Raw genomic sequence first — 24,143 nt, forward strand, 5'->3', positions numbered from 1 at the left:
TAAACAAGGCTTTTACAAGCAGCTAATCCTAAATTCGTCATCTAGGTTTATTGGCAAAACCAGTGTATTAAATTGCCTATTAATAGCATCATCACACATATTGTTTAGTTCAGCGCTACCATTACTATACTTACTATTATATTCAACATGAAAAACAGCTTTATTGCTATTTATAAAAGGGGTGAGTAATTCGCACTCTTGATACTCGTAGCATTGCTCGTTTACTGCAAAATCAAAATAACTATGCAGCTCATTTACCTGATGAAGATTGTTTTTTAAGCCAACCGCCAAGCCACGAGTATGCGCCTGATTTGCTATAAAGCGAGTAAATACAAGCTGATCGTTTGCAGTTAAATTAAAGCCCGAATTATTCATATAGCCGTCAACGTTATCGGGCTCTACGCCATCACATCCTTTTTGTACTGCTAAATCTAGACGACTAGCCATTATTGCTTGCACATTAGGTGAGCGAATATCTAACCAACGCTCTCCTTGCCAATTAGCTAAAGAGTTACCTAATTCGTTGATTAAAAATTGGCTTTTATCACTTCGCCACGATTCATAAGAACCCGCTGAAAAATAGCAAATAACCCGCTTACCTTGAGCTTGTAATGTTTGTATTAACTGTACTGGGGAATCGAATAGGTCTATGTCGTAAATATTAACATTGTAGTTAGTATTTATTGTGCCAGTTAGCTGCCATTGCCAGGTGCTCCCCAATGCGGGTTTATACCAGTTACCGGTAGTAATAGGGGCAATTGCAGGCTCGACTTGGCTAGAGGGGGTTGCTGGTGTATTGTCATTTTCACCGCAGCTACTAATACTGATTAGCAGTAAAAATATAACACAGTGGCCTGCGGTTTGTTTATTAAATAAAGACAAAAACATAACATACTCAAACGGTATTAGTAGTTATTAATTTAGCTGAAAACTATTGATATTGCATTAAGGATGTCGATTTTTATATTGAGTATTAGGCCTTCCATGGCCTGCTTAAATTAAATGTTTTTATAGTATGGATAATCACTATAACCAACCTCTGTGCCGCCATACATAGTGGCTGCATCAGCTTCATTTAAAGGCCATTGTTGTTTAATACGCTCAGGTAAATCGGGGTTCGCAATAAAAGGCCGACCAAAAGCAAACAAGTCACCGTAGCCATTATTTAAAATACGCAGTGCTTTATCTACCGTGTATTTTCCTGCATATATAATTCGACCAGAGAACTGCGCTCTAGCTGCTTTATAAAACTGCTCAGGTAAATCAGGTGCGTTATTCCAATCGGCTTCAGCAATCGATAAGTAAGCAATACCTGCTTGTTCAAGTACCTTAATCGCTTCTATGTAGGTATTTTGTGGATCAGACTCGACCAAACCCAAATAAACGCGGGTTTCATCTGTGCTGCTAAAAAGTGGTGCAAAGCGAACGCCTAAGCGATCAGCGCCTACAACCGCGCTCACAGCAGCAACAATTTCTTTTAAAAAACGCAGACGATTAGTAAGTGATCCGCCGTATTGATCGTCACGCACATTAGTGTGCTCTGAAATAAATTGATTAACTAAATAACCGTTAGCACAATGTAGTTCAACGCCGTCAAAGCCGGCTTCTAATGCATTTTTTGCTGCTTGCGCATACATATTAACTAACTCGCTCACTTCATCAGTACTTAAAGCGCGCGGTGTACTTGGTTCACTTAAAGCACCTTGGCCTGGGCCGGTTTCAATAAACACCTTAACGTTGTCAGCTGTAATTGCTGAAGGAGCTATTGGCTTGGCTTCATTAGGTTGCAAACTGGTGTGCGATACACGGCCAACATGCCACAGTTGAGCAAATATAATGCCCCCTTTAGCATGCACAGCTTGAGTTACTTTTTTCCAACCTTCAATTTGCGCCGCAGAATGTATACCTGGAGTCCATGCATAGCCTTGACCTCTTGGCTCTATTTGCGTGCCTTCGGTAACCATAAAACCAGCGCTGGCACGCTGCGCATAATAGGTTGCCATTAAGTCGTTAGGAATATTATCTGGTTGGGTGCTACGAGAACGTGTAAGTGGTGGCATTACTATACGGTTTTTAAGTGTATAAGGGCCAAGTTCTACAGATGAAAATAACGAGCTGGTATCAGAAATAGATTGATTCATTAAAACTCTCTCTTAAAGCAAACTTAGTAGCTTATTACCTCGTAATTAACAAGGTAAAGTATGTTGATGCTTAGCTGTTTAAGCAATGTTGGTAAGCGTAGAGCTTTAAGGGTACAATTTGAAACAACACTTTATTGTTTTAGATACAATTATGAATGGTATTAACAGGCTCGATATTAAACAGCTCAGGGTACTAAATGCCTTGCTTGATTTAAAAAGCTTGTCGCAGGTTGCACGTAAAATGGGCTTAACCCAGCAAGCAATTAGCGAGCAACTGCGTAAACTACGTGACTTATTTGACGATCGTTTGTTTATTCGCCAAGGAAATAGCATGGTGCCAACGCCTAAAGCGTTATCTATGCAGCAACCTATTAGCCATATTTTAAAGCAACTTGAAATGCTGTTAGAGCCCGATGTATTTACACCGCAAACATACAAAGGTGTATTTACTATTAGCGCGACAGACTACGCAACTCAAGCCTTGTTACCGCAGCTTTTTAATATAACTAGGCGAGAAGCCCCCGGATTAAAACTAATAGTGCGCGACTTTGCCTCAGATAATGTTAACCAGCTAATTACGGCGGGCGAGCTTGATTTACTGATTAGTTTTCCTGAATTTATTCCAGATAACTTAGCTTATGTTACTTTGCTTGAAGAGCAGCATTTATGCGTTACAGGTTGTGGCAACAAGCTAACAAATGAGCCGTTAACACTGGCACAAATTGCAGCTTATCCGCAGCTAGTGGTATCACCTTCGCGTGCTAATTTACGTGGTTCTCACGATCAGTGGTTTGCAGCAAAGGGCCTTAAACGCAATATTGTTATGTCGGTACCTAGCTTTTCGGCAGTACCAAACATTCTTCATACAACCGATATGATCGCGTTTTACCCGGCGCGATTACTACCAAACAATAAAGTACAACAGCTAACCGTGGAAGCATTGCCGCCGCCTTTTAAAGTAATAGCTGCATGGCATCCACGTACCAGTGAAAGCCCAATTCATCGCTGGATACTGGAGCAATTAAAAGTAATTTGAAGTGTGAATAAATTTTAGCGAGCAACACTCGTTTTATAGTGTTACTCGCTAATATAGGAGCTAACGATAACGTAAGCCGTAATTTTAGAGCTTACCTATCGACAAAGATCGCACATCGTTACCTGTTGGCGACTCATGTGCTTTAAGGTAAAACACCGGTAAAATAGCCAGTATATGGTCAAAAATATCAGCTTGAATACCTTCGTACTCTGCCCACACTGTGGTGTTGGTAAAGGTGTAAATCTCGATAGGTAAGCCTTTATTAGTTGGCTCTAATTGCCTTACCATTAGGGTCATATTTTGATGGATTTTAGGGTGTTGTTTTAACAGTTCTATTAAATAATGCCTAAAGGTACCGACGTTAGTTAAGCGGCGGCCATTAAGTAGGCAACTCATATCTTTGCTAGCGTTTTCGGCGCTAATAGATGATATTGTGGTATCTATATATTTGGTTAGTAAATTTGCTTTTCTAAGCTCAGTGAGCTCTTGTTCATTTAAAAAGCGCACACTGTTCATTTCTAAATGAATACTACGTTTTATTCTACGACCGCCCGATTCCGACATGCCGCGCCAGTTTTTGAATGAATCAGAAATAAGCGCATACGTAGGTATTGTAGTGATGGTTTTATCCCAGTTTCTTACCTTTACCGTGGTAAGTGCAATGTCAATTACATCGCCATCAGCGCCATACTTGGGCATTTCTAGCCAATCACCTACCGCTAACATATTATTAGCAGAGAGCTGAATACCTGCCACTAAACCTAAAATAGCATCCTTAAACACCAACAGCATAACGGCTGATAACGCACCTAAACCACTTAATAAAATTAATGGTGATTTATTCATTAATAACGACACAGCTAAAATACCGGTTAATACACTGGCAATTAACTTAATGGTTTGTAATAACCCTCGTATCGGGAAGTGGGCTCTGACTGCGCGCCTATCAGAAATAACCTGAAAAATATCGAGCAACGAAAACAGTGATAGTAAAGAGAAGAGAATGATCCATTGGTCGGTAACCATTTCAATAATATGTAAAAAGCTACTCCCTTCGGGGATCCAAAGCCTAGCTTGAATAACGACAACCGCACCTTGAATTACAAAAGAGATATGTTTTGCAAGTTTAAATGCTAAATCGGCGGGAGTTTTTGCATCAGGCTGAACAATTCTTTCGCTAAAGCGACCTTTAAGAAAGTGCTTAGCTGAGTTTCTGATAATTAAATGTAAAATTATGGCAAAAATGGCGAGCCAGCAAAGTACTAAAATGTCGTACCATAAAAGAGGGTTGGCGGGTAAATATTGGCCAAACCACCCCAGTAAATACTCACGTAGTTCAGCTCTTATATCTGTCATTTAATCTCCGTTTACATCATAAAGTTATTTATTTATTCCAAGGTTATTTAAGCAGAAGGCGTAGTTAAAGTCTATCTTCACTCGGTGCCGATAGACTTTAACTATAAACAGTTCGTTTTATTTTTCAGCAAGTTGTTCACTTAACTCGGCAAAAATACTGGGGTCGTCAATAGTCGATGGAATTTGCAGTTCTTCGCCATCAATAAGCTGGCGTAAGTTTTTGCGTAAAATTTTCCCTGAGCGTGTTTTAGGTAAGCGCTCAACACACATAATATTTTTTAAACACGCGATAGCACCAATTTGGTTACGTACAGATTGCACAAGCTGTTGTTGTACTTCTTGGTGAGAGCCGGTAAAACCGTCTTTCAGTACTATCATCGCCATTGGGTTTTGCCCTTTAAGCGCATCGTTTACACCAAATACAGCACATTCTGCAACCGCAGGGTGGGCGGCAACAATTTCTTCCATTTCGCCGGTAGATAGCCTGTGGCCAGCAACGTTAATTACATCATCGGTACGACCCATAATAAATAAGTAGCCGTCTTCGTCTATGTAGCCACCGTCTCCCGACAGGTAATAGCCTTCATATTCGCTCAGGTAACCTTGTTTATAGCGCTCGGTATTTTGCCAAATTGTTGACAAGCAACCCGGCGGTAAGGGCAGTTTTATTACTACTGCGCCACTTTCGTTAGGGGCACATTCTTCGCCTTCCATATTTAAAATACGTACGTCAAAGCCCGGTGTAGGAACGGTTGAACTACCTGCTTTGGTTTCTAAGTGTTCAATGCCAATAGGGTTGCAAGCAATAGCCCAGCCGGTTTCTGTTTGCCACCAATGATCGAGCACAGGTAGGCCGGTTTTTTCTTTTAACCAACCGTAAGTAGCGGCATCAAGGCGCTCACCGGCTAAAAATAACCGTTTTAAGCTAGATGTATCATATTTTTTAAAACCCTCAGCTTCAGGGTCTTCTTTTTTAATTGCTCTAAATGCAGTAGGCGCGCTAAACAAGGCTGTTACTTTATGCTCCTCTACTACTCGCCAAAATGCACTGGCATCTGGGGTACGCACTGGTTTGCCTTCGTAAAGTACAGTTGCACAACGATACATTAACGGCGCATATACTATGTATGAGTGACCCACCACCCAGCCAATATCAGACGCAGCCCAAAAAACTTCGCCAGGCTCCATACCATATACGTTTTTCATGCTGTAATTAAGGGCAACAGCATGGCCGCCATTTTCACGTACTACACCTTTAGGTAATCCTGTGGTGCCTGAGGTATATAAAATATATAGCGGATCACTACCACTTACAGGTACAGGGTCAACAGCTTGTGCTGTTTGCATAGCCTTTGCCCAATCAATATCTTGGCCGCTATTGAGTGTTGCGGTTGCTTGTTCGCGTTGATAAATTACGCAGTGATCAACTTTATGCGTGGCGCGCTTAATGGCATCATCTAATAAGGGTTTGTATTCAATAATATTACTTACTTCTACACCACAAGAAGCACTTAATACTAATTTAGGTTTAGCATCATCAATACGCACCGCTAACTCATGAGCTGCAAAGCCACCAAAAACCACAGAGTGCACTGCACCTAAACGAGCACAAGCTAGCATGCCAATCACTGCTTGTGGGATCATGGGCATGTAAATAACCACACGGTCGCCTTTTTGCACACCTAGCGATTGCATTACACCGGCAAACTTAGCCACTTCTTGTTGTAGCTGTGAATAATTATAAGTTTGTTTAGTATTGGTAACAGGAGAGTCGTAAATAAGCGCAGTTTGCTCGCCAAAGCCGGCTTCAACATGTTGGTCAAGTGCTAAGTAGCTAGTATTAAGCTGGCCATCATCAAACCAATGGTATAAGTCATCGCTGTCTTGTGTATAGGCATTTTTGGGGGGGGTATACCAAGGAATACACTTACTTTGTGCTAACCAAAATTCAGCTGGGTTTTGTTTGAAGGCGTTATAATGCTGTTTATATTGACCTGACATAAATGATCCTAAAACTAAAAAAGAGTGTGAGAGACATTAAAAACTAAGCGTTTTTGCTTAATTATTATATTAGACCTTGGTCGGCTAAAAGCTGAGCAAGGTGGTTGTTTTTTAGTTTGTTTTGCAGGGCCTAATTACGACTTAATACATAGCAAGCTAATTGAAATTGTTATGTTTTTATAAAAAACGTCAATTAAACTCTATTTGTACGGCTTTTTCTTTATTTTCGATAGAAAACTGGCTTGCTTAATTATCAAACTAAGCGTAAAATGCGCGCTCATTTCGGCTTTTAAACTATTAATTCCTTGCCTTAAACCGACCGGCCGAAACGGTAGAAGGCTCTATTAACCGTAAGGAATATCCATGCGTCATTACGAAATCGTATTCATGGTTCACCCTGATCAGAGTGAGCAAGTAACTGGTATGATCGAACGCTATACTGGTTCTATCACTGAAGCTGGTGGTGTTATCCACCGTCTTGAAGACTGGGGCCGTCGTCAACTGGCTTACCCAATCAACAAGCTTCATAAAGCTCATTATGTTCTTATGAACGTTGAAGCACCAACTGAAGTAATCAGCGAGCTAGAAACTACTTTCCGCTACAACGATGCAGTGCTTCGTAACTTAGTTATGCGTACTAAAAACGCGGTAACTGAAGCGTCTCCTCTTGTAAGAGAAGAGAAGAAAGAAGCACCAGCTGCTTAATTGTTTTGAGTCCTAGCATGGCGTTTAACTGGTGATGAATATAAATGGTTAGCCCTTTTATGAATCAACTGGTTTTATCTGGGGTAGTTTGTAAAACTCCCAAGTTAAGCCAAAGTCCTGCTGGTATACCGCATTGTATTTTTGTTATTGAACATAAATCAATGCAAACAGAAGCAGATCTTAACCGTAATAGTTACGTTCGGCTTCAAGTGGTTGCCAGTGGAAAGCAAATGCAACAACAGACTCAACATTTGCACGTTGGGCAGGCATTGCAAGTGAGTGGTTTTTTAAATCGCCACGAAGGTCGTAACGGCCTTAGCCAATTGGTTTTGCATGCTCAGCATATCGAAAGAATTATTTGAGGAATTAATCTCATGGCACGTTATTTCAGACGTCGTAAGTTTTGCCGCTTTAAAGCGGAAGGCGTACAACAAATCGATTACAAAGATCTAGCTACTCTTAGAAACTATGTTACAGAAAGTGGCAAAATCGTACCTAGCCGTATCACAGGTACTAGCGCTAAATACCAGCGCCAGCTAGCAACTGCTATTAAGCGTGCTCGCTACTTAGCCCTTCTTCCATACACTGACTTACATAAGTAAGCAGCGGATTAACACGTTTTTAAAAGGTGTAGAAACATGCAAGTTATTCTACTAGATAAGATCGCTAACCTAGGTGGCCTAGGTGACCAGGTTGTTGTTAAATCTGGCTTCGCACGTAACTTCCTTTTCCCGCAAGGTAAGGCAGTTCCTGCAACTAAAGCAAACATTGAAACATTTGATGCTCGTCGCGCAGAACTTGAAGCGAAAATCGCTGATCAGTTAGTTGCTGCACAAGCACGCGCTGACAAACTTGAAGCATTAGCAGAAGTTACATTAGTATCTAAAGCTGGTGACGAAGGTAAATTATTTGGTTCAATCGGTACTCGTGACATCGCTGACGCTATCTCAGCTGTTGGTGTTGAAGTTGCTAAGTCTGAAGTTCGTCTACCTCTAGGTACTATCCGTGAGACTGGCGAATTTGACGTATCAATCGCAGTACATTCAGAAGTAACGGCTACTATTAAAGTAATCGTTATTGCTGAAGCTTAATTTTTAATTAAGCAAAAAAAGCCGTGCTATTTAGCGCGGCTTTTTTGTGCCTAAAATTTAGCTAGCTGTAGATCTAAAAACACGCTTAATAAAACCTCTTCTAAATCATCTTTCCTTTTTGCAATTATTTTTTCATTTCATTTAAACCTTTTCAAACTGTCATTACGTCTAACTTATCAATACACTTAAATGCTAACCCAGTAATTATAATTTAAAGGCGACATTACGGATGTTACACGTTAAACCCGAACAGTCGCAATTGTGCGAAGCAGCACTCATTAAGCGTGTTAAGTCGGGGGATCAAGCTGCATACACACTACTTTATGAACTACACATAAAACGAGTATACGGGTTATGTTTACGTCTATTAGCTGATCAGTCGCATGCAGAGGATGCGGCCCAAGAAGTGTTTGTACAGGTGTGGCACAAAGTAGCGCAGTTTGATGGGCGCTCGCAGTTCTCTACTTGGCTTTACAGCGTAGCGAGTAATGTTGCGATTAATTACTTACGCAAACAAAAAAATTGGCTGCAAAAAGTGGTGAGTATTGAGCACAGCGGTATGGATGAGCAATCAGTTAACGACTGTAAAGGTTTAAATGGCCTAGATAAATTAATAGTAAGGCTTCCAGAGCGAGCACGTATGGTATTTGTGCTGTTTGCCATTGAAGGCTACAGACACGAGGAAATAGCCGAGCAACTAGGTATGGCTGTTGGCTCAAGTAAGTCGCAATATCATCGTGCTAGGCTGTTATTACAAGAGTGGTATGAAAATGAGTAAAGAAAATTTTGATGACTACTTAAACGAGTCACTCAATACACTTGATAAAGACATAACGCCACGCAAAAATTTATGGCCAGGGATTGAGCGAGCGATTATTAATGCTGAACGCTCTACACAAAAACACACTACTATTTGGCCAAAGTTAACGGCAGTAGCTGCATGCAGTGTTGCGGTTTTAATTGCAGTAAACATCGTTTTTATAACGCCTGAGCCAAAGCCTGCCGTGGCGATAAGTGATTACTTTTTAGCGCAAAAAAACAGTTTGTTAGTTGCGTATAAAAATCAAGACGCACTTACCAGCAATTGGCAAGTGCAATTGCAAGAACTCGAAGAAGCAGAGTTAGCCATAAAGCAGGTTCTTGAAAACGAACCACAAAACCAAGCGCTATTAACTATGTTAGCGCAAATATATCAACAACAACTTGATTTGATTAATAAGGTGCACGCACCTCGTTGGCAGCATATTTAGGAGCATAACATGAAAGCGATTTTACTAGGGTTGAGCTTATTTCCACTGGCGGTATTAGCGGGTGAAAAAATAGATAAGCAAATAGAGGTAGCCAATGGCGGCACTATTTATATTGAAAACCAACGTGGTGATATAAACATAACGGGCTGGGATAAAAGCGAATTTAAAGTGTCGGGCGAACTTGATGACAAAGCCGATGGCTATGAGCTTAAAACCAGTGGTGATAAAACCCAGTTTATTGTAAACATGCCACGTAATACGGATTGGGGTAACAGTGGTGATGGTTCAAAGTTAACTATATTTATGCCCAGAAGTAGTGCGCTTGAGTTTGCTGGTGTGAATGTATCTGTCAGTGCAAAAGAGCTACAAAACAGTGCAGAAATAGATGTGGTTAATGGTGAGATAAGCGCAAGTAATTTAGCGGGTAATATTAAACTTACCAGTGTTAATGGCGATGTAAAGGCGCAGAACTTAAGTGGTAATATTGCATTTGAAACCGTAAATGGCGAAATTAACGATAAAAACTCAAGCGGGAAGTTGCGCTTTAGCGCCGTAAATGGCGATGTTAAATCAAACTCAACGGCAAGCGATGTTCGCCTTGAAAACGTAAATGGTGATATAGACTTTACTTTGTCGAGCATTAAAAACTTACGAATTAATACCGTTAATGGTGAGGCCGAAGTGCATATTAAAGAGCTGTTAAAGGGCGCAGATGTTCGTTTTGAATCGGTAAGTGGCGATGGTGAATTTTACTTTGCGGCAGATGTATCGGCTAAGTTTGAAATTGAAGCGCATGCGAATGGCAAAATAATTAATAAAGTGACTAGCGATAAAGTCAGTAAAGCTAAATATGGCCCAGCCAGTAGTTTAAAATTTAGTATTAATGGCGGTAATGCTAACGTTGAAATGAATACAATTAGCGGGCGACTCGAACTTCATACTAAATAACATTCGCTACTGGCTATGATTACAAAAAGCAGGAAAAGATTTCCTGCTTTTCTATTTGCACAGCCCCTGCAAGTAGATAGAATAGGCACCATTGTATTTTAGTACTGTGAAGTCATGGCCAAACGAGATAAGCAAGTCGATACCCTTAAAGTTCCTCCCCATTCAATAGAAGCAGAACAATCTGTTTTAGGTGGCTTAATGCTTGATAACCAAGCATTTGACCGCGTAGCAGAGCTTGTTGTATCACAGGATTTTTATACCCGCACGCATAAGCTTATTTTTGAAGCGATGACAACGCTTGCTGAAATTGGCGATCCGATCGATTTAATTACTATTTCAGAGAGCCTAGAAAAAAATAATAAATTAGCAGGAATTGGTGGTTTTGCTTATTTAGCTGAAATAGCCAAAAACACCCCAAGTGCTGCTAATATTGACGCTTACGCAAGTATTGTGCGCGAACGTGCTGTGGTACGTGAAATGATTGGTGTAGCAAATGAAATTGCCGAAGCAGGTTTTAATACCGAAGGGCGCACCAGCCACGATTTGCTCGACTTTGCTGAGAGTAAAGTATTTAAAATTGCTGAGCAACGTACAAAAAACAATGAAGGCCCGCAAAGCATTCATAGCATACTTGAAAAAACAGTTGATAAAATAGAAGAGCTTTATCAATCACCGCAAGACGGTGTAACAGGTGTGAGTACCGGCTATGCCGACCTTGATAAAATGACCACAGGTTTGCAACCATCTGACTTAATTATAGTTGCGGCACGTCCATCTATGGGTAAAACCACTTTTGCGATGAACCTTGCAGAACATGCTGCAATGACCCAAGACAAGCCGGTATTAATTTACTCACTAGAGATGCCCTCAGAACAAATTATGATGAGGATGTTGGCGTCTCTTGGGCGTATTAACCAAACTAAAGTGCGTACTGGTCAGTTAGATGATGACGATTGGGCACGACTTTCATCAACCATGGGTTTGTTGATGGAAAAAGGCAAAATGTACGTTGATGATGCCTCGGGCTTAACACCTACTGATGTACGCTCTCGTGCACGACGTATTGCCCGCGATCATGGTGGTATTAGTATGATTATGGTCGATTACTTGCAATTAATGCGAGTACCTAGCCTTGCTGATAACCGAACGCTTGAAATTGCCGAAATTTCACGTTCACTTAAAGCATTAGCAAAAGAGCTAAAATGTCCGGTTGTTGCGCTTTCGCAGCTTAACCGTACGCTTGAGCAACGTGCCGATAAACGTCCAATTAACTCAGATTTACGTGAGTCGGGCTCTATTGAGCAAGATGCCGATTTAATCATGTTTATTTATCGTGATGAAGTGTACAACGAAGACAGTACCGATAAAGGTATTGCCGAAATAATCATAGGTAAGCAACGTAACGGTCCTATTGGTAAAGTACGTTTAACCTTCCAAGGTCAATTTTCTCGCTTTGATAATTATGCGGGGCCAGCAGTAGATGACGATTATTAATGCGCCTAGCTATAGCCGAAATTAACTTAACAGCACTTGCGCATAATCTTGCGCAAGTTAAGAGCTTTGCGCCTAATAGCAAAGTAATGGCAGTGCTAAAAGCCAATGCCTACGGGCATGGCTTAGTAACCATAGCGCAGCACTTAAACGATGCCGATGCATTTGCTGTGGCACGTATAGATGAAGCGCTGGCACTGCGTGCTGGCGGTTTAACTAAGCCAATTGTATTGTTAGAAGGCTTTTTTGATGAAGCCGATTTACCCATTTTATTAGCTAATAATTTTCAAACCATTATTCATGACGAAAACCAATTAGCAGCACTGGAAAATGCGCAGCTTGAGGCTCCTATAAACTGCTGGTTAAAAATAAATACCGGCATGCATCGATTAGGTATTGCACCTGAGCAATTTGATGAGTTTTATAATCGCTTACAAAAAACAGCCAATGCGAATAATACGGTTAATTTAATGACCCATTTTTCGTGCGCGGATGATGTTGATAGCAGTAAAACAATGCAACAAATAGCATTATTTAATCGCTTGGCAGAAAACGTTGAGCAGGCACATTGTTTATCAAATTCTGCCGGTATTTTAGCTTGGCCAAGTGGCCACGGTGATTGGGTACGCCCAGGGTTAATGCTTTATGGTGTATCGCCTATGGCAAATACCACAGGTAAAACGTATCAATTAGAGCCGGTTATGCGCTTAACCACAAAAGTAATTGCAGTGCGTAATGTAGCTGCCCATGAAGCGGTGGGTTACAGCGGGCGTTGGCAAAGTGATAAGCCGACCCAGTTAGCGGTTGTTGCTATGGGGTATGGTGATGGTTATCCGCGCCATGCGAGGGCGGGCACTCCGGTAATAATAAATAAGCAGCGTTATGGTATTGTAGGTAGCGTAGCTATGGATATGATCACCTTAGATATAGGCAATAATACACATAATATTAAAGTAGGTGACGAGGTAACTATGTGGGGGCCTGAGCTACCAGTAGAAGAAATAGCCCAGTGCGCCGATACTATACCTTACGAGTTATTGTGTAATATTACACCAAGGGTAAGCTATCAGTATCAGCGTTAAACTGTTGGTACTATTACTCTTTTATAAAGTAAATATCGCTAAAGCCCATACGGGCAAACTCTTGGTCGCGAAAATTACGCACCGACGCTGAGCCTTTCGAAGTCATTTCGATTTGCTGTACCATAGATAAATAATTAGTAAGATCGATACCCTCAGCGGCGGCAATTGCCTGATACATGTCGTGGTATTTATCTTTAGCGAAATTAATTTCGCGCGGTTGGTTTTTAAATGTATAGGTTATTCTGCGTGCCATATTAAGCTCATTTCGATTGCGAATTAGGGTGATTTTACACTGTATTGAATCACCATTGAATGATTTTTTAAAATGAAATAATAAAGAGATAAAAATGAAATTGACAGTAGAGATCAGCAAGTACCCACTTCATCAAGACTATATCCCGTTTATAAAAGGCTTTATAGATCGCTTAAACGAGTACGATAATTTAAAAGTAATTACTAATACCTTATCAACGCAAATTTTTGGTGATTACGATTTAGTAATGCAAGTGTTAAGTACCGAAATTAAACGCTCGTATGAAGAGTTTGGTAAAGCTATTTTTGTATGTAAATTTCTATCTGGCGATTTGTCTCCACAATAACGGCTAATATGCATATTAGTAGTAACACGGAACCACACAATATGGATTTTTTAACACAAACCTTAAGCGGTTTTACAGCAATGTCGCATTGGGAGTATATTGCAGTGGGGCTGTCTATGGCTTATTTATTATTAGCAATAAAAGAGAGTTTATGGTGTTGGCCAGCCGCATTTTTTAGCACCCTTATTTATACTATTATGTATTGGAATGGCGCGTTATTAATGGAGTCGTTACTGCATTTTTATTATATGTATATGGCGGTGTTTGGTTGGCTAGTATGGCGTAAAGGCAAAACTAACAACGATAGTTTAAGTATTACCTCATGGTCAATGAATCGTCATATAATATTGATAATAGTGACCAGCATAGTTGCTCTTGCCATTGGTTACTTTATGAAAAATTACACCCATGCAGACTTTGCTTACCTTGATAGCTTTACAACCTGTTTTGCGGTAGTTACTACTTATTTAGTGGCAAAAAAAGTACTCGAAAATTGGCTGTATTGGATTGTAATAGATGCCGCGTCTATGTATTTATATTACGAAAAAGGCTACTACCCAACGCTCGCGCTCTTTATTTTTTACACCATAGTGGCTGCGTGGGGGTTTAAAACTTGGTACGAAGAGTACGAGCAAAAACAAGCTAAACCTATAGCGCAGTTATAAGACATTCATGCAGTCAATTAGCGATATTATCAACGGGTTTAATGCACAATTAACACTACTTAGTAGTGAGCGATTACATAGTGGTTTAAGCAATGACAACTTTTTAGTGCGCGCTGCGCTAAATAATCAACAGTATGCTTATTTATTAAAAAGTTACCGCGATCACTGGCCTACATTAGGCTTAGCTGCACAAGCTCGATTTGCACAGCTGCAATTGTGCCCTAAACCACTTTGGTTAGACAAAGCTAACAGGCTCGCTATTTTTGAATACATAGAAGGCGACACAGCCCAAAGCAATTATACCCTTGAGCTAATTAAAAAGTTGGTTAGTTTACATTGTCATAATGTGGTTAGCGAGGCGATGAATATAAAGCAAGAGCTGGATTTTTATCAACATACAGCGTTATATCAACAATATAGCCAAACTGTAAGTGTGGCGGTAGCAGAAATAGAAAAGCTACCACGTGATGAAGGCTTTTGTCATAATGACTTAGTAAAAGAAAACATCATAGAGAACCCGCAAGGCATGTTTTTAATCGATTTTGAGTACGCCAAAACCAACGACGTTTACTTTGATTTAGCCGCAATAGCTGTAAGTTTTGAACTAGACAGGGAAGGTAAGCAACAGTTACTTAAAACCTATCAACAGCAGTTACCGCTTTCGCAACGTTTTTACTGCTCTATTAATAAGCTAGAGTATTATCAAGTAGTGTTTTTAGTACTGTGTGTTTGCTGGTATAGCGATCGCTCAATAAATGAAAAAGTGATGCCTCTGTGCGCGCAATTAGACGCATTGATAGCGCTGCAACATTAACTTATCTCTTAAGTGGCTAATTTAAGCTAGTAGCCCACCTGGTTTTTAGCAACAAATAGCTGATTTACCAGCTACCACTAAGTCTTTTATTTAAAAGCGTTTAAATAATAAGCATATGAACGAATGGCGCTAGCATTTACCTTTAGATGTCTTTATCATTACGCATGCCAAAGCATTGATATCGCGAGTTGATGTGGCGGCAACAAATGTGCTCTCGTGGTGAAATGGATATCACGTGGCCCTCCGGAGGCTGAGTTGTAGGTTCGATCCCTACCGAGAGCGCCATTTGCATTCCTCTAATACACTTGCTAACTTTTAGTATTATCCTTTAAAAAATATTCAACATGACTTATCTACCAATTAAATGTGGCGACTACGATCAGCTTGAGCTTTATTGCATGCGTGCAAATAAAGTGGCTATCACATTAGATACCCAAACCTTAGTGGGTGTTGCTAAAACCTTAGAAAATATTAAAGGCGAAGGCGAGTTTTTGGTGCTGCAAGAGCCAACAAACAAAATAATAAAAATACGGCTAGATAAAATTAAAACGATTTCACTCGCTTAGTTTGTAGCTATTTATTACTAGTAAAAACTTTAAAAGTAGACATTTAAGGTTAAAAAGTGCTATTTAAGAGACACGCCTTATAATTGTAGAACCTCCCACACTTATGCTTATCACTTTACCTATATCTGAGCTTGTCCCTGGCATGTTTGTTGACAATGTTACCAAGCAGCATGAAAGCATTAGTAGTATAAAAATCAAAACCAGTGGACTAGTGCGTGATAAGTCAATAATTAAGCGTTTAGTAACAGAAGGGGTGCTAGAGCTACTCATTGATTTTACTAAAAGTGATGTTGAGATACCCGCCAAATACAAACCGAAAAATAAAGCTAAAGTAGCTAGCAGCCAAGAAAAGCCAGCTAAAGCTGCTGTCGCTATATCGGTAGAGCAAGAGTTTGCAAAAGCGAGCGTAAGCTATGAGCAGCATAATCGCAAAATACAGGCTTTATACGGTGACTTAACAGCAGGGCTTGCGCTTAATATAAATGTGTTGGATGAAATTGCCGGTGAAATAGTGGCATCGGTATTTAGAAACCCCAATGCAATGACCATTCTTACCCGCCTTAAAGACAAACACAGCTATAATTGGCGTCATATGATCAACTGCGCCATTTTTGCAGCAGTATTTGCTAAATACTTAGGCTATGAAGAGCCTACTGTGCAGCAGCTTGCAATGGGGGCATTGCTGCATGATTTAGGACAGGCAAAGGTGCCGCAGGGTATATTATCAAAGCAGACTAAAGTCACTAATAATGAGTTTGCAGCAATAAAAAAACATGTTGTACAAAGTTTAGGTTTAGTTAAAGGCGAAAAAGGGATCACACCGTTAATGCTTGATATGATAGTGAATCATCATGAGCGATTAGATAGTTCGGGTTATCCGCGAGGCCTTAATGCAGAGAAATTAAGTCGCCCTGCACGTATAATGGCTATTGTAGATGTGTATGACGCGATAACAGCAGATAGGCCTCACCAAGTCGGTGACGAGCCAATAAACGCACTGCGTTATTTGCTCGCTAACAAACAACTGTTTGACGCTGAATTAGTACAACACTTTATTAAATGTTTGGGTGTGCATCCGGTAGGTACTATTGTAAAGCTGACCAATGAACGTTTAGCACTGGTACTTGAGGGCAATAACCTTAATCCCATTAAACCTAAAGTTAAACTATTTTATAATGCGAAGCATGGCCACCATGTTACGCCAAAAGATATTGATTTGAGCGACCTGAGCCAAGAGCTTAAAATTATTGCCAGTGTTAAGCCCCTTGATTATCAGATTAACTTGTCTCGTTTATTAAAAGAGCACTTACTTTTATAGCGTTAGTACATTTGCGTTTTTGGCTTTGTTTAGCCGAAATAAACGCACCTAAAAAGCAACTTGCCATTAATATTAACCACAATAAAGTACCAAGCTCTACATGCAGCGCTAAACAGCAAAATGTTAGCGAGATTAATGCACAAGTAATAGCCGCCAACCAAAAGTGATTAACTGGATTGTCACATTGCCCAGCACGAGTACACGCACAATAGTTTGCTTTATAAAAACAAAATACACTTGCGCCACAAAAAATAAGCCCAGTCAAAATAAGTAAAATGCTCACCGTTTTCTCTCATCATCGTTTTATAGAGAGTGTAGATTGCAGCGCATTTCAAGTCAATTCAAATGAGAATCAATTACAATTAGAGCTTGTGCTCTAATAGCACACTTCTAGTCCGATGAGTTTTAATAAGTTGTTAAATGGTCGTTAAAAAACGTGTTTTTTACTGTTTTTTGACGTGTTTGTAGAGTTTTTTATAAAAAATTAATGTAGTGTGATCAGGTTTGAAATCCTAATAACAACACACATAGCTACCCAAACAATAAGTTTGGTTAAGGAAACAACAATGAAATTTACTAAAACTCTAATCGCAGCGTCGCTGGTACTTGTTTCAGCAGATAGTTTTGCTGCAGCATTTCAGTTATCTGAGCAAAATGCCTCAGGACTCGGTCGTGCCTATGCAGGTGAAGCTTCAATCGCAGACGATGCGTCTGTAGTAGCTCGTAACCCAGCATTAATGTCACTATTTAAAGAAAAACAAATATCAGTGGCGGGTATTGCTGTACTTCCAGATGTAAGCTTAAAAGGCGAGGGTGCTCCAGCGGGTGTTCCGGCATCAGCATTAAATGATGACAGCATTGCCCCTAATGCAATTGTACCTGCGGGTTACTTTACCATGCCAGTTAACGATAAAGTGTCTGTTGGCTTTGGTGCGTTTTCAAACTTTGGCTTAGCTACAGAGTTTAGTGATGACTATGCTGCAGGCAGCCTTGGTGGTGAAACAGAAATTGTAACTGTTAATATGAATGTCAGTGCTTCGTATAAAGTGAACGAGCAGTTTAGTGTTGGCCTTGGTCTAAATGCTATTTACGCTGATGCCAAAATTATTCGTAATGTAGGTGCTAACCCTTACCAAATACCAGCACAAACGCAAGCGGTTCATTTAGAAGGTGATGACTACGGTTTTGGCTGGAATATTGGTGCTATGTACCAACTAGATGAAAACAGTCGTTTTGGTTTTAATTACCGCAGCGAAACAGATATTACCTTTGAGGGTGAGTTTTCAAGCCAGTTACCGCCAAGATTAGGTGGTACCAATGGCGTGTCAATTCCTGGTAGTGTTGAAATCACGTTGCCAGCAATTGCTGAATTTTCGGGTTCTCATCAGTTAGATGATAAAATGGGCTTACACTACAGTGTAATGTGGACAGGTTGGAGTAGCTTCGACAAGCTAGAAGCTGAAGTAGGTGCCCCAACGCCAGCATTTACTAAAGAAGAAAACTTCTCAGACTCAATGCGTTATGCAATTGGCGGTGACTACCAGTTAAACGAAGACTTATTATTACGTGCCGGTGTTGCGTTTGATGAGTCACCAGCTGATAAAAACCATATGTCGATTTCTATTCCAGATACAGACCGCTTTTGGTTCTCATTTGGTGGTAACTACGCAATTGATCAACATTCAGACTTTGATTTAGGTGTGAGTGTACTACGTGGTAAAACACAAAACTTTACTGAAGATGGTTTCTCGTTTGAATCAAAAGGTCATGCGATCCTATTAGGTGCTCAGTACAACTATACGTTTTAATGCTTGCCTAGAGCCTAGAGCCTAGAGCCTAGAGCCTAGAGCCACAAAAAAGCCGCGCTATGAAATTACATAGCGCGGCTTTTTAATGCCTATATAAATGTTCCGGGCTAATGCCCGGAAACTAAATTATAAGCTTTCTATTTTTGCTTTTTGCTCAAGTAGCTTAGTTTTAGCATCGCTAAACTCAGCTAGTTTGGCATTTTCTTTAGCAAGTACAGCTTCTGGTGCGTTGTTAACAAATTTTTCGTTAGCGAGTTTATTTTGCACTTGTGCTAGGCCTTTTTCGGCTTTTTCGAGTTGTTTATTAATACGTGAAAGCTCGGCTTCTACGTCAATTAAACCCGCCATTGGGATCATAATTTCAAGATTACCAACATAAGACGCTGCACACGCAGGCGCATCATCTTTATTTTCGAGCATGGTGAACTCTTCAATTTTTGCAAGTGATGCTAAAAATGAGTTGTTCTCCTCAATGCGGCGCACGTCGTCGCTCGAAGCATTTGCAAGTAATACGCTAAGCGGCTTACTTGGGCTAATGTCCATTTCACCACGAATGTTACGAATTGCTAAAATGAATTGTTTAACCCACTCTAAATCGTCCATTGCTTTGGCATCAACGCTAGCTGCATTATAAACAGGGAATGGTTGTACCATAATACTGGTGTTCTCTGTTTCAAGGCCTGCAAGTGGTGCTACACGTTGCCAAATAGTTTCGGTGATGTATGGCATCATTGGGTGCATTAAACGCAACAAGCTTTCAAGTACGGTAATTAGTGTATTACGTGTACCGCGTTGCTGTGCTTCACTGCCTTTAAATAATACCGGTTTAGTTAGTTCTAAGTACCAATCGCAAAATTGGTGCCAAGTAAACTCGTACAGGGTGTTAGCAGCTAAGTCAAAGCGGTAATTATCTAAATGCTCAGTATAACTTTTAACAGTTGACTCAAATTGGCCTAAAATCCAACGATCGGCTAACGACAACTCTTTTTGTGCATCGGTTGCAAAACCACAGTCTTGCTCTTCTGTGTTCATTAATACGTAACGACTCGCGTTCCATAGTTTGTTACAGAAGTTACGGTAGCCTTCAAGGCGGTTCATGTCCCAGTTAATATCGCGACCGGTAGAGGCCATTGCTGCAAGCGTAAAGCGAAGGGCATCGGTGCCGTGTGCTTCAATACCGCCTGCAAATACTTTACGCGTATCTTTTTCGATTTTAGCAGCAAGTTTTGGCTGCATCATGTTACCAGTACGCTTTTGTACTAACTCTTCAAGTTCAATGCCGTCAATCATGTCTAGTGGGTCAAGTACGTTACCTTTTGACTTAGACATTTTATCGCCGTTGTCGTCACGTATTAAACCAGTTACATACACGGTTTTAAACGGCACTTGTGGTTTACCATTTTCGTCTTTTATAAAGTGCAGCGTCATCATGATCATACGCGCAACCCAGAAGAAAATAATATCAAAACCAGTTACCAGCACGTCAGACGGGTGGAAGGTTTTTAAATCATCAGTGTTTGCAGGCCAACCTTGAGTTGAGAACGTCCAAAGCGCTGATGAGAACCAGGTATCAAGTACGTCTTCGTCTTGGCTTAGTGTTACGCTGTCTGCAATGTTATTTTCGCGGCGTACTTCAGCTTCATCGCGACCAACAAATACGTTGCCTTCGCTGTCGTACCAAGCTGGAATGCGGTGGCCCCACCAAAGCTGGCGTGAAATACACCAATCTTGTACGTCGTTCATCCACGAAAAGTACATGTTTTCGTATTGTTTAGGTACAAATTGAATGTCGCCGTTTTTAACCGCTTCTTTAGCTGGCTCTGCAAGTGGTGCAACGCGTACATACCATTGGTCGGTAAGTAGTGGCTCAATTACCACACCCGAGCGGTCGCCGTAAGGAACGGTTAAACCATGATCTTCAATTTTTTCAAGTAAGCCTAGTTCTTCAAATTCAGCTACAATCGCTTTACGCGCAGCAAAACGGTCAAGCCCGTGTAGGCGCTCAGGAATTGGTGCATCAAACTCAAGTTCTTTGCCATCAAAGCTGTAGGTTTCGCCTTGAGTAAGAATAGCGGCGTCTTTATCGAAAATGTTGATCATCGGCATTTTGTGACGCTTGCCTACTTCGTTATCGTTAAAGTCGTGCGCTGGGGTTATTTTTACACAGCCCGTGCCTTTATCTTTATCGGCATGTTCATCGGCTACAATTTTAATACGGCGATTAACAATGGGTAATAAAATCTCTTTACCAATTAAATCTAAGTAGCGTTCGTCATCAGGGTTTACTGCAACACCCGAGTCGCCCAACATAGTTTCTGGGCGGGTTGTTGCTACTACTATGTAGTCTTTACCATCTTGAGTTTTAACACCGTCGGCTAGTGGGTAACGTAAGTTCCACATGTGGCCTTGCTTGTCTTTGTTTTCAACTTCAAGATCAGAAATAGCAGTGTGTAATTTAGGATCCCAGTTTACTAGGCGTTTGCCACGGTAAATTAGATTTTCTTTATGCAGGCGTACAAACACTTCTTTAACGGCTTCAGATAGGCCATCGTCCATGGTAAAACGTTCACGATCCCAATCAACCGATGCGCCAAGACGACGAAGTTGTTTAGTGATTGTGCCGCCAGATTCTTTTTTCCATTCCCAGATTTTATTAATAAAATCTTCGCGACCTAAATCGTGGCGTGTTTTGCCTTCCTCAGCATGCAGCTTACGCTCAACCAACATTTGCGTTGCAATACCTGCGTGGTCAGTACCTACTTGCCATAATGTGTTGTTACCTTGCATACGTTTAAAGCGCGTTAAGGTATCCATTATGGTGTCTTGGAAAGCGTGGCCCATGTGTAAGCTACCAGTGACATTTGGCGGCGGGATCATAATTGAATACGGGACGCCTTGGCCAGATGGTTTAAAGTAGCCTTTTTCTTCCCAGCCTTGGTATAGAGACTGTTCAATATCTTGCGGATTGTAGGTTTTATCCATTACACAGAACCTTAAATAAGTACTTAAATTAGTTGGTTAGCTATTTTACTAAAAGTGTTTTTAGTTATTAATATCTTGCGTGGTGATGTTGGCACCGAGTTGGCGTAGCTTTTTAAAACGCTCGCGAGCTGCTTGTTTAGCAACGGCTTCTACGGGTACAAAATCAAAAACTTGGTTAAAGCGGCGAATAAAATCCGGTAAGTTATTAGCCAAGTTAATTAAAACTTTACGATTGCCAACAGGGGGCGTAGTACCAATTTCTACCGGTGCGCCGCCTTTTGGGCCTTCACCTTGTAGGTTATGAGGTACAAAACTGTCGGGATCAAATGCCCAAAGTGTTTCATCAATGGCAAAGGCGGTATTTTCGTTATCTACACAAATAAATACACGTTGGCCAAGCCGATACTGATCAGCGGCAATTTGAGCCGCCAAAGCAAAATGATCATCAGGCTTAGCCAGCGACTCATCTTGTTGCTTTAGAACGAAAAATTGGGCGTTCATGTTCATTGTATCGGGGTTTCCCATGACATTGAATGTGTAGCTAGGTAATACACATAAATTAAGAGGCTGATTTTGCCATATAACGGGTTTTGCTTCAATTAATACCCAAATAAATAAGGCGCCAAACGGCGCCTTAATAAGTAGCTAAGCGGTATGCTTAATCTTGAGCGGCTTCGTTTACGCCGGCTCTATTTAATAAATATTGAGTAAGCATAGGAACAGGGCGGCCTGTTGCGCCTTTTTTAGCGCCACTGCGCCATGCCGTGCCTGCAATATCTAAATGTGCCCAGTTGTACTTTTTAGTAAACTTAGATAAAAAACACGCTGCGGTAATAGTACCAGCTGCACGGCCCCCTAAGTTAGTAAAGTCGGCAAATGGGCTCTCTAGTTGATCTTGATAGTCGTCCCATAGCGGTAGTTGCCATGCACGGTCGCCACTTTGCTCCGATGCTTTTAACAACTCATGCGCAAGCGGGTTGTGGTTAGAAAGTAAACCGGTTGCATGTGCGCCTAGTGCTACAATACAAGCACCTGTTAATGTGGCTACATCAATAACGGTTTCTGGCTCAAAACGCTCTACATAGGTTAGTGCATCACATAATACTAAGCGCCCTTCGGCATCAGTATTTAATACTTCAACGGTTTGTCCCGACATAGTGGTTAAAATGTCACCTGGGCGATATGCATTTGGCCCCGGCATATTTTCGCAGCCGGCTAAAATACCAATCACGTTAATAGGTAACTGCATTTGTGCCAGTGCACGCATTGCACCAATAACACCTGCAGCACCGCCCATGTCGTATTTCATTTCGTCCATGCCTTCGCCAGGTTTTAATGAAATACCGCCCGAATCGAAGGTTAAGCCTTTACCAACTAATACGATAGGAGCTTGATCATCTGCGCCGCCTTTGTAGTTAATTACCGACATAACCGATTCGTTCACACTACCGCGACCAACAGCTAAGTAAGAGTTCATACCTAGCTCAGCCATTTGCTCTTCGCCGATTAGATCAACAGTAATGTTGTCAAAATTAGTTGCTAGCTGTTGTGCTTGCTCGCCTAAATACGCAGGGTTACAAATATTAGGTGGCATATTTGCTACGTCTTTACATAGCTTACTACCGGCAGCAATAGCTAAACCATGCTCAATAGCGCTTTCGCCTATAGTTAGCTCGCGACGCGTTGGAACATTAAACACCATTTTACGCAGTGGACGACGTGGGTCTACTGTTTTACTTTTTAATTGATTAAAGGTGTATAAACAATCTTGAGTGGTTTCTACTGCTTGGCGCACTTTCCAGTAGGTATCGCGACCTTTAACGTGTTGCTCTGTTAAAAAGCATACCGCTTCCATAGAGCCGGTGTCGTTTAAGGTATTAATTGTTTTAGAAATAATTTGTTTATATTGCTTATCGTCAAGCTCGCGCTCTTTACCACACCCTACAAGCAATATGCGCTCGCTTAAGATGTTTGGTACATGATGCAATAATAAAACTTGGCCCGGCTTTCCTTCTAGGTCACCTCGGCGAAGTAAGTTTGAGATATAACCATCACTGATTTTATCGAGTTGTTCACCAATGGGGGATAACCGACGAGGCTCGTATACACCAACTACAATACATGCGCTACGTTGTTTTTCTGGGCTACCACTTTTTACGTTAAATTCCATTGTCACTCCTGATTTTGAGTCATCTTTAGAAGCTAAGCAGAAACTAAAAATATTTTTAGTCTTATATACCTAAATTATTTAGGTGTAGCTCTAATCTTAGCTGATTTTGCCCGACTCTTA

25 protein-coding genes and 1 tRNA gene are annotated in these 24,143 nt (G+C 40.9%); 17 read left to right on the top strand and 9 right to left on the bottom strand.

Going from position 1 to position 24,143, the window contains the following annotated elements; all coding sequences use genetic code 11:
* Positions 1–12: 12 nt before the first annotated feature.
* Both J5X91_RS06150 and J5X91_RS06155 read right to left on the bottom strand, forming a co-directional pair.
* Positions 13–888: an endo alpha-1,4 polygalactosaminidase gene (locus J5X91_RS06150; protein WP_208834257.1), complete on the bottom strand. Its 876-nt coding sequence runs from the start codon at positions 886–888 to the stop codon at positions 13–15.
* Between the two features lie 110 nt (positions 889–998).
* A complete protein-coding gene (locus J5X91_RS06155; protein WP_182683945.1) occupies positions 999–2,141 on the bottom strand; it encodes an alkene reductase in 1,143 nt (380 codons plus the stop codon).
* Positions 2,142–2,259: 118 nt separating this feature from the next.
* On the opposite strand from J5X91_RS06155, the gene J5X91_RS06160 reads away from it, so the two are divergent.
* Positions 2,260–3,177 carry a LysR family transcriptional regulator gene (locus J5X91_RS06160; protein WP_197181768.1) on the top strand — a complete coding sequence of 306 codons (918 nt, stop codon included), beginning with the start codon at positions 2,260–2,262 and terminating at the stop codon, positions 3,175–3,177.
* An 84-nt stretch (positions 3,178–3,261) separates the two neighbouring features.
* Here J5X91_RS06160 and J5X91_RS06165 read toward each other — a convergent pair whose 3' ends face one another.
* Positions 3,262–4,533, bottom strand: coding sequence for a mechanosensitive ion channel domain-containing protein (locus tag J5X91_RS06165; protein WP_011329094.1), 1,272 nt, complete (start codon positions 4,531–4,533; stop codon positions 3,262–3,264).
* Positions 4,534–4,650: 117 nt separating this feature from the next.
* A complete protein-coding gene (locus J5X91_RS06170; RefSeq protein ID WP_208834258.1) occupies positions 4,651–6,534 on the bottom strand; it encodes a propionyl-CoA synthetase in 1,884 nt (627 codons plus the stop codon).
* A 363-nt stretch (positions 6,535–6,897) separates the two neighbouring features.
* On the opposite strand from J5X91_RS06170, the gene rpsF reads away from it, so the two are divergent.
* The 9 genes from rpsF (at position 6,898) to alr (ending at position 13,101) form a co-directional block, all read left to right on the top strand.
* Complete coding sequence (rpsF, locus tag J5X91_RS06175) at positions 6,898–7,239, top strand: 30S ribosomal protein S6 (RefSeq protein ID WP_011329092.1); 342 nt, start codon at positions 6,898–6,900, stop codon at positions 7,237–7,239.
* Positions 7,240–7,283: 44 nt separating this feature from the next.
* Entirely contained in the window at positions 7,284–7,601 is a 318-nt protein-coding gene (gene priB, locus J5X91_RS06180) for a primosomal replication protein N (protein WP_041454555.1), read from the top strand.
* Positions 7,602–7,613: 12 nt separating this feature from the next.
* Positions 7,614–7,841, top strand: a complete 228-nt coding sequence (gene rpsR, locus J5X91_RS06185) for a 30S ribosomal protein S18 (RefSeq protein WP_002962753.1) — start codon at positions 7,614–7,616, stop codon at positions 7,839–7,841.
* A 36-nt stretch (positions 7,842–7,877) separates the two neighbouring features.
* Positions 7,878–8,330, top strand: a complete 453-nt coding sequence (gene rplI, locus J5X91_RS06190; protein ID WP_011329089.1) for a 50S ribosomal protein L9 — start codon at positions 7,878–7,880, stop codon at positions 8,328–8,330.
* A gap of 229 nt (positions 8,331–8,559) precedes the next feature.
* Complete coding sequence (locus tag J5X91_RS06195; RefSeq protein WP_011329088.1) at positions 8,560–9,108, top strand: sigma-70 family RNA polymerase sigma factor; 549 nt, start codon at positions 8,560–8,562, stop codon at positions 9,106–9,108.
* Positions 9,095–9,580 (top strand): hypothetical protein, encoded by a 486-nt coding sequence (locus tag J5X91_RS06200; RefSeq protein ID WP_089368705.1) that lies wholly within the window; start codon positions 9,095–9,097, stop codon positions 9,578–9,580. Before J5X91_RS06195 ends, J5X91_RS06200 begins: the two co-directional genes overlap by 14 nt.
* A 9-nt stretch (positions 9,581–9,589) precedes the next feature.
* Complete coding sequence (locus tag J5X91_RS06205; RefSeq protein ID WP_197107635.1) at positions 9,590–10,528, top strand: DUF4097 family beta strand repeat-containing protein; 939 nt, start codon at positions 9,590–9,592, stop codon at positions 10,526–10,528.
* Positions 10,529–10,642: 114 nt separating this feature from the next.
* Entirely contained in the window at positions 10,643–12,022 is a 1,380-nt protein-coding gene (dnaB, locus tag J5X91_RS06210) for a replicative DNA helicase (RefSeq protein ID WP_041454554.1), read from the top strand.
* On the top strand, positions 12,022–13,101 hold the full coding sequence (gene alr / locus J5X91_RS06215) for an alanine racemase (RefSeq protein WP_041454553.1): 1,080 nt from the start codon (positions 12,022–12,024) through the stop codon (positions 13,099–13,101). Before dnaB ends, alr begins: the two co-directional genes overlap by 1 nt.
* A gap of 13 nt (positions 13,102–13,114) precedes the next feature.
* On the opposite strand, the gene J5X91_RS06220 is transcribed toward alr, so the two are convergent.
* Entirely contained in the window at positions 13,115–13,354 is a 240-nt protein-coding gene (locus J5X91_RS06220; RefSeq protein WP_011329083.1) for a DUF2960 domain-containing protein, read from the bottom strand.
* 94 nt (positions 13,355–13,448) lie between these two features.
* On the opposite strand from J5X91_RS06220, the gene J5X91_RS06225 reads away from it, so the two are divergent.
* The 6 genes from J5X91_RS06225 (at position 13,449) to J5X91_RS06250 (ending at position 17,063) form a co-directional block, all read left to right on the top strand.
* Positions 13,449–13,700: a hypothetical protein gene (locus J5X91_RS06225; protein WP_011329082.1), complete on the top strand. Its 252-nt coding sequence runs from the start codon at positions 13,449–13,451 to the stop codon at positions 13,698–13,700.
* A 41-nt stretch (positions 13,701–13,741) separates the two neighbouring features.
* Entirely contained in the window at positions 13,742–14,365 is a 624-nt protein-coding gene (gene pnuC, locus J5X91_RS06230; RefSeq protein ID WP_041454551.1) for a nicotinamide riboside transporter PnuC, read from the top strand.
* 7 nt (positions 14,366–14,372) lie between these two features.
* Complete coding sequence (locus tag J5X91_RS06235) at positions 14,373–15,179, top strand: phosphotransferase (protein WP_208834259.1); 807 nt, start codon at positions 14,373–14,375, stop codon at positions 15,177–15,179.
* A 210-nt stretch (positions 15,180–15,389) separates the two neighbouring features.
* Positions 15,390–15,464, top strand: a tRNA-Arg gene (locus J5X91_RS06240).
* 59 nt (positions 15,465–15,523) lie between these two features.
* Positions 15,524–15,745 carry a Rho-binding antiterminator gene (locus tag J5X91_RS06245; protein ID WP_041454550.1) on the top strand — a complete coding sequence of 74 codons (222 nt, stop codon included), beginning with the start codon at positions 15,524–15,526 and terminating at the stop codon, positions 15,743–15,745.
* Between the two features lie 103 nt (positions 15,746–15,848).
* The gene (locus J5X91_RS06250; RefSeq protein ID WP_208834260.1) at positions 15,849–17,063 is read left to right on the top strand and encodes an HD domain-containing phosphohydrolase; all 1,215 of its coding nucleotides are present in this window, start codon (positions 15,849–15,851) and stop codon (positions 17,061–17,063) included.
* On the opposite strand, the gene J5X91_RS06255 is transcribed toward J5X91_RS06250, so the two are convergent.
* Positions 17,023–17,346 carry a hypothetical protein gene (locus tag J5X91_RS06255; RefSeq protein ID WP_041454548.1) on the bottom strand — a complete coding sequence of 108 codons (324 nt, stop codon included), beginning with the start codon at positions 17,344–17,346 and terminating at the stop codon, positions 17,023–17,025. The two genes, J5X91_RS06250 and J5X91_RS06255, sit on opposite strands and share 41 nt — an antisense overlap.
* Before the next feature lie 283 nt (positions 17,347–17,629).
* Between J5X91_RS06255 and J5X91_RS06260 the strand changes: the two genes are divergently transcribed.
* Positions 17,630–18,871, top strand: coding sequence for an outer membrane protein transport protein (locus J5X91_RS06260; RefSeq protein WP_208834261.1), 1,242 nt, complete (start codon positions 17,630–17,632; stop codon positions 18,869–18,871).
* 126 nt (positions 18,872–18,997) lie between these two features.
* On the opposite strand, the gene J5X91_RS06265 is transcribed toward J5X91_RS06260, so the two are convergent.
* The 3 genes from J5X91_RS06265 to pepA form a co-directional block, all read right to left on the bottom strand.
* Positions 18,998–21,853: a valine--tRNA ligase gene (locus J5X91_RS06265; protein WP_182684578.1), complete on the bottom strand. Its 2,856-nt coding sequence runs from the start codon at positions 21,851–21,853 to the stop codon at positions 18,998–19,000.
* A gap of 60 nt (positions 21,854–21,913) precedes the next feature.
* Positions 21,914–22,360 (bottom strand): DNA polymerase III subunit chi, encoded by a 447-nt coding sequence (locus J5X91_RS06270; protein ID WP_058374054.1) that lies wholly within the window; start codon positions 22,358–22,360, stop codon positions 21,914–21,916.
* 151 nt (positions 22,361–22,511) lie between these two features.
* A complete protein-coding gene (gene pepA, locus J5X91_RS06275; RefSeq protein WP_011329073.1) occupies positions 22,512–24,023 on the bottom strand; it encodes a leucyl aminopeptidase in 1,512 nt (503 codons plus the stop codon).
* Positions 24,024–24,143 lie beyond the last annotated feature (120 nt).

It is taken from the genome of Pseudoalteromonas sp. K222D, from assembly GCF_017653575.1.
In the GTDB taxonomy this organism is placed as follows: domain Bacteria; phylum Pseudomonadota; class Gammaproteobacteria; order Enterobacterales; family Alteromonadaceae; genus Pseudoalteromonas; species Pseudoalteromonas nigrifaciens.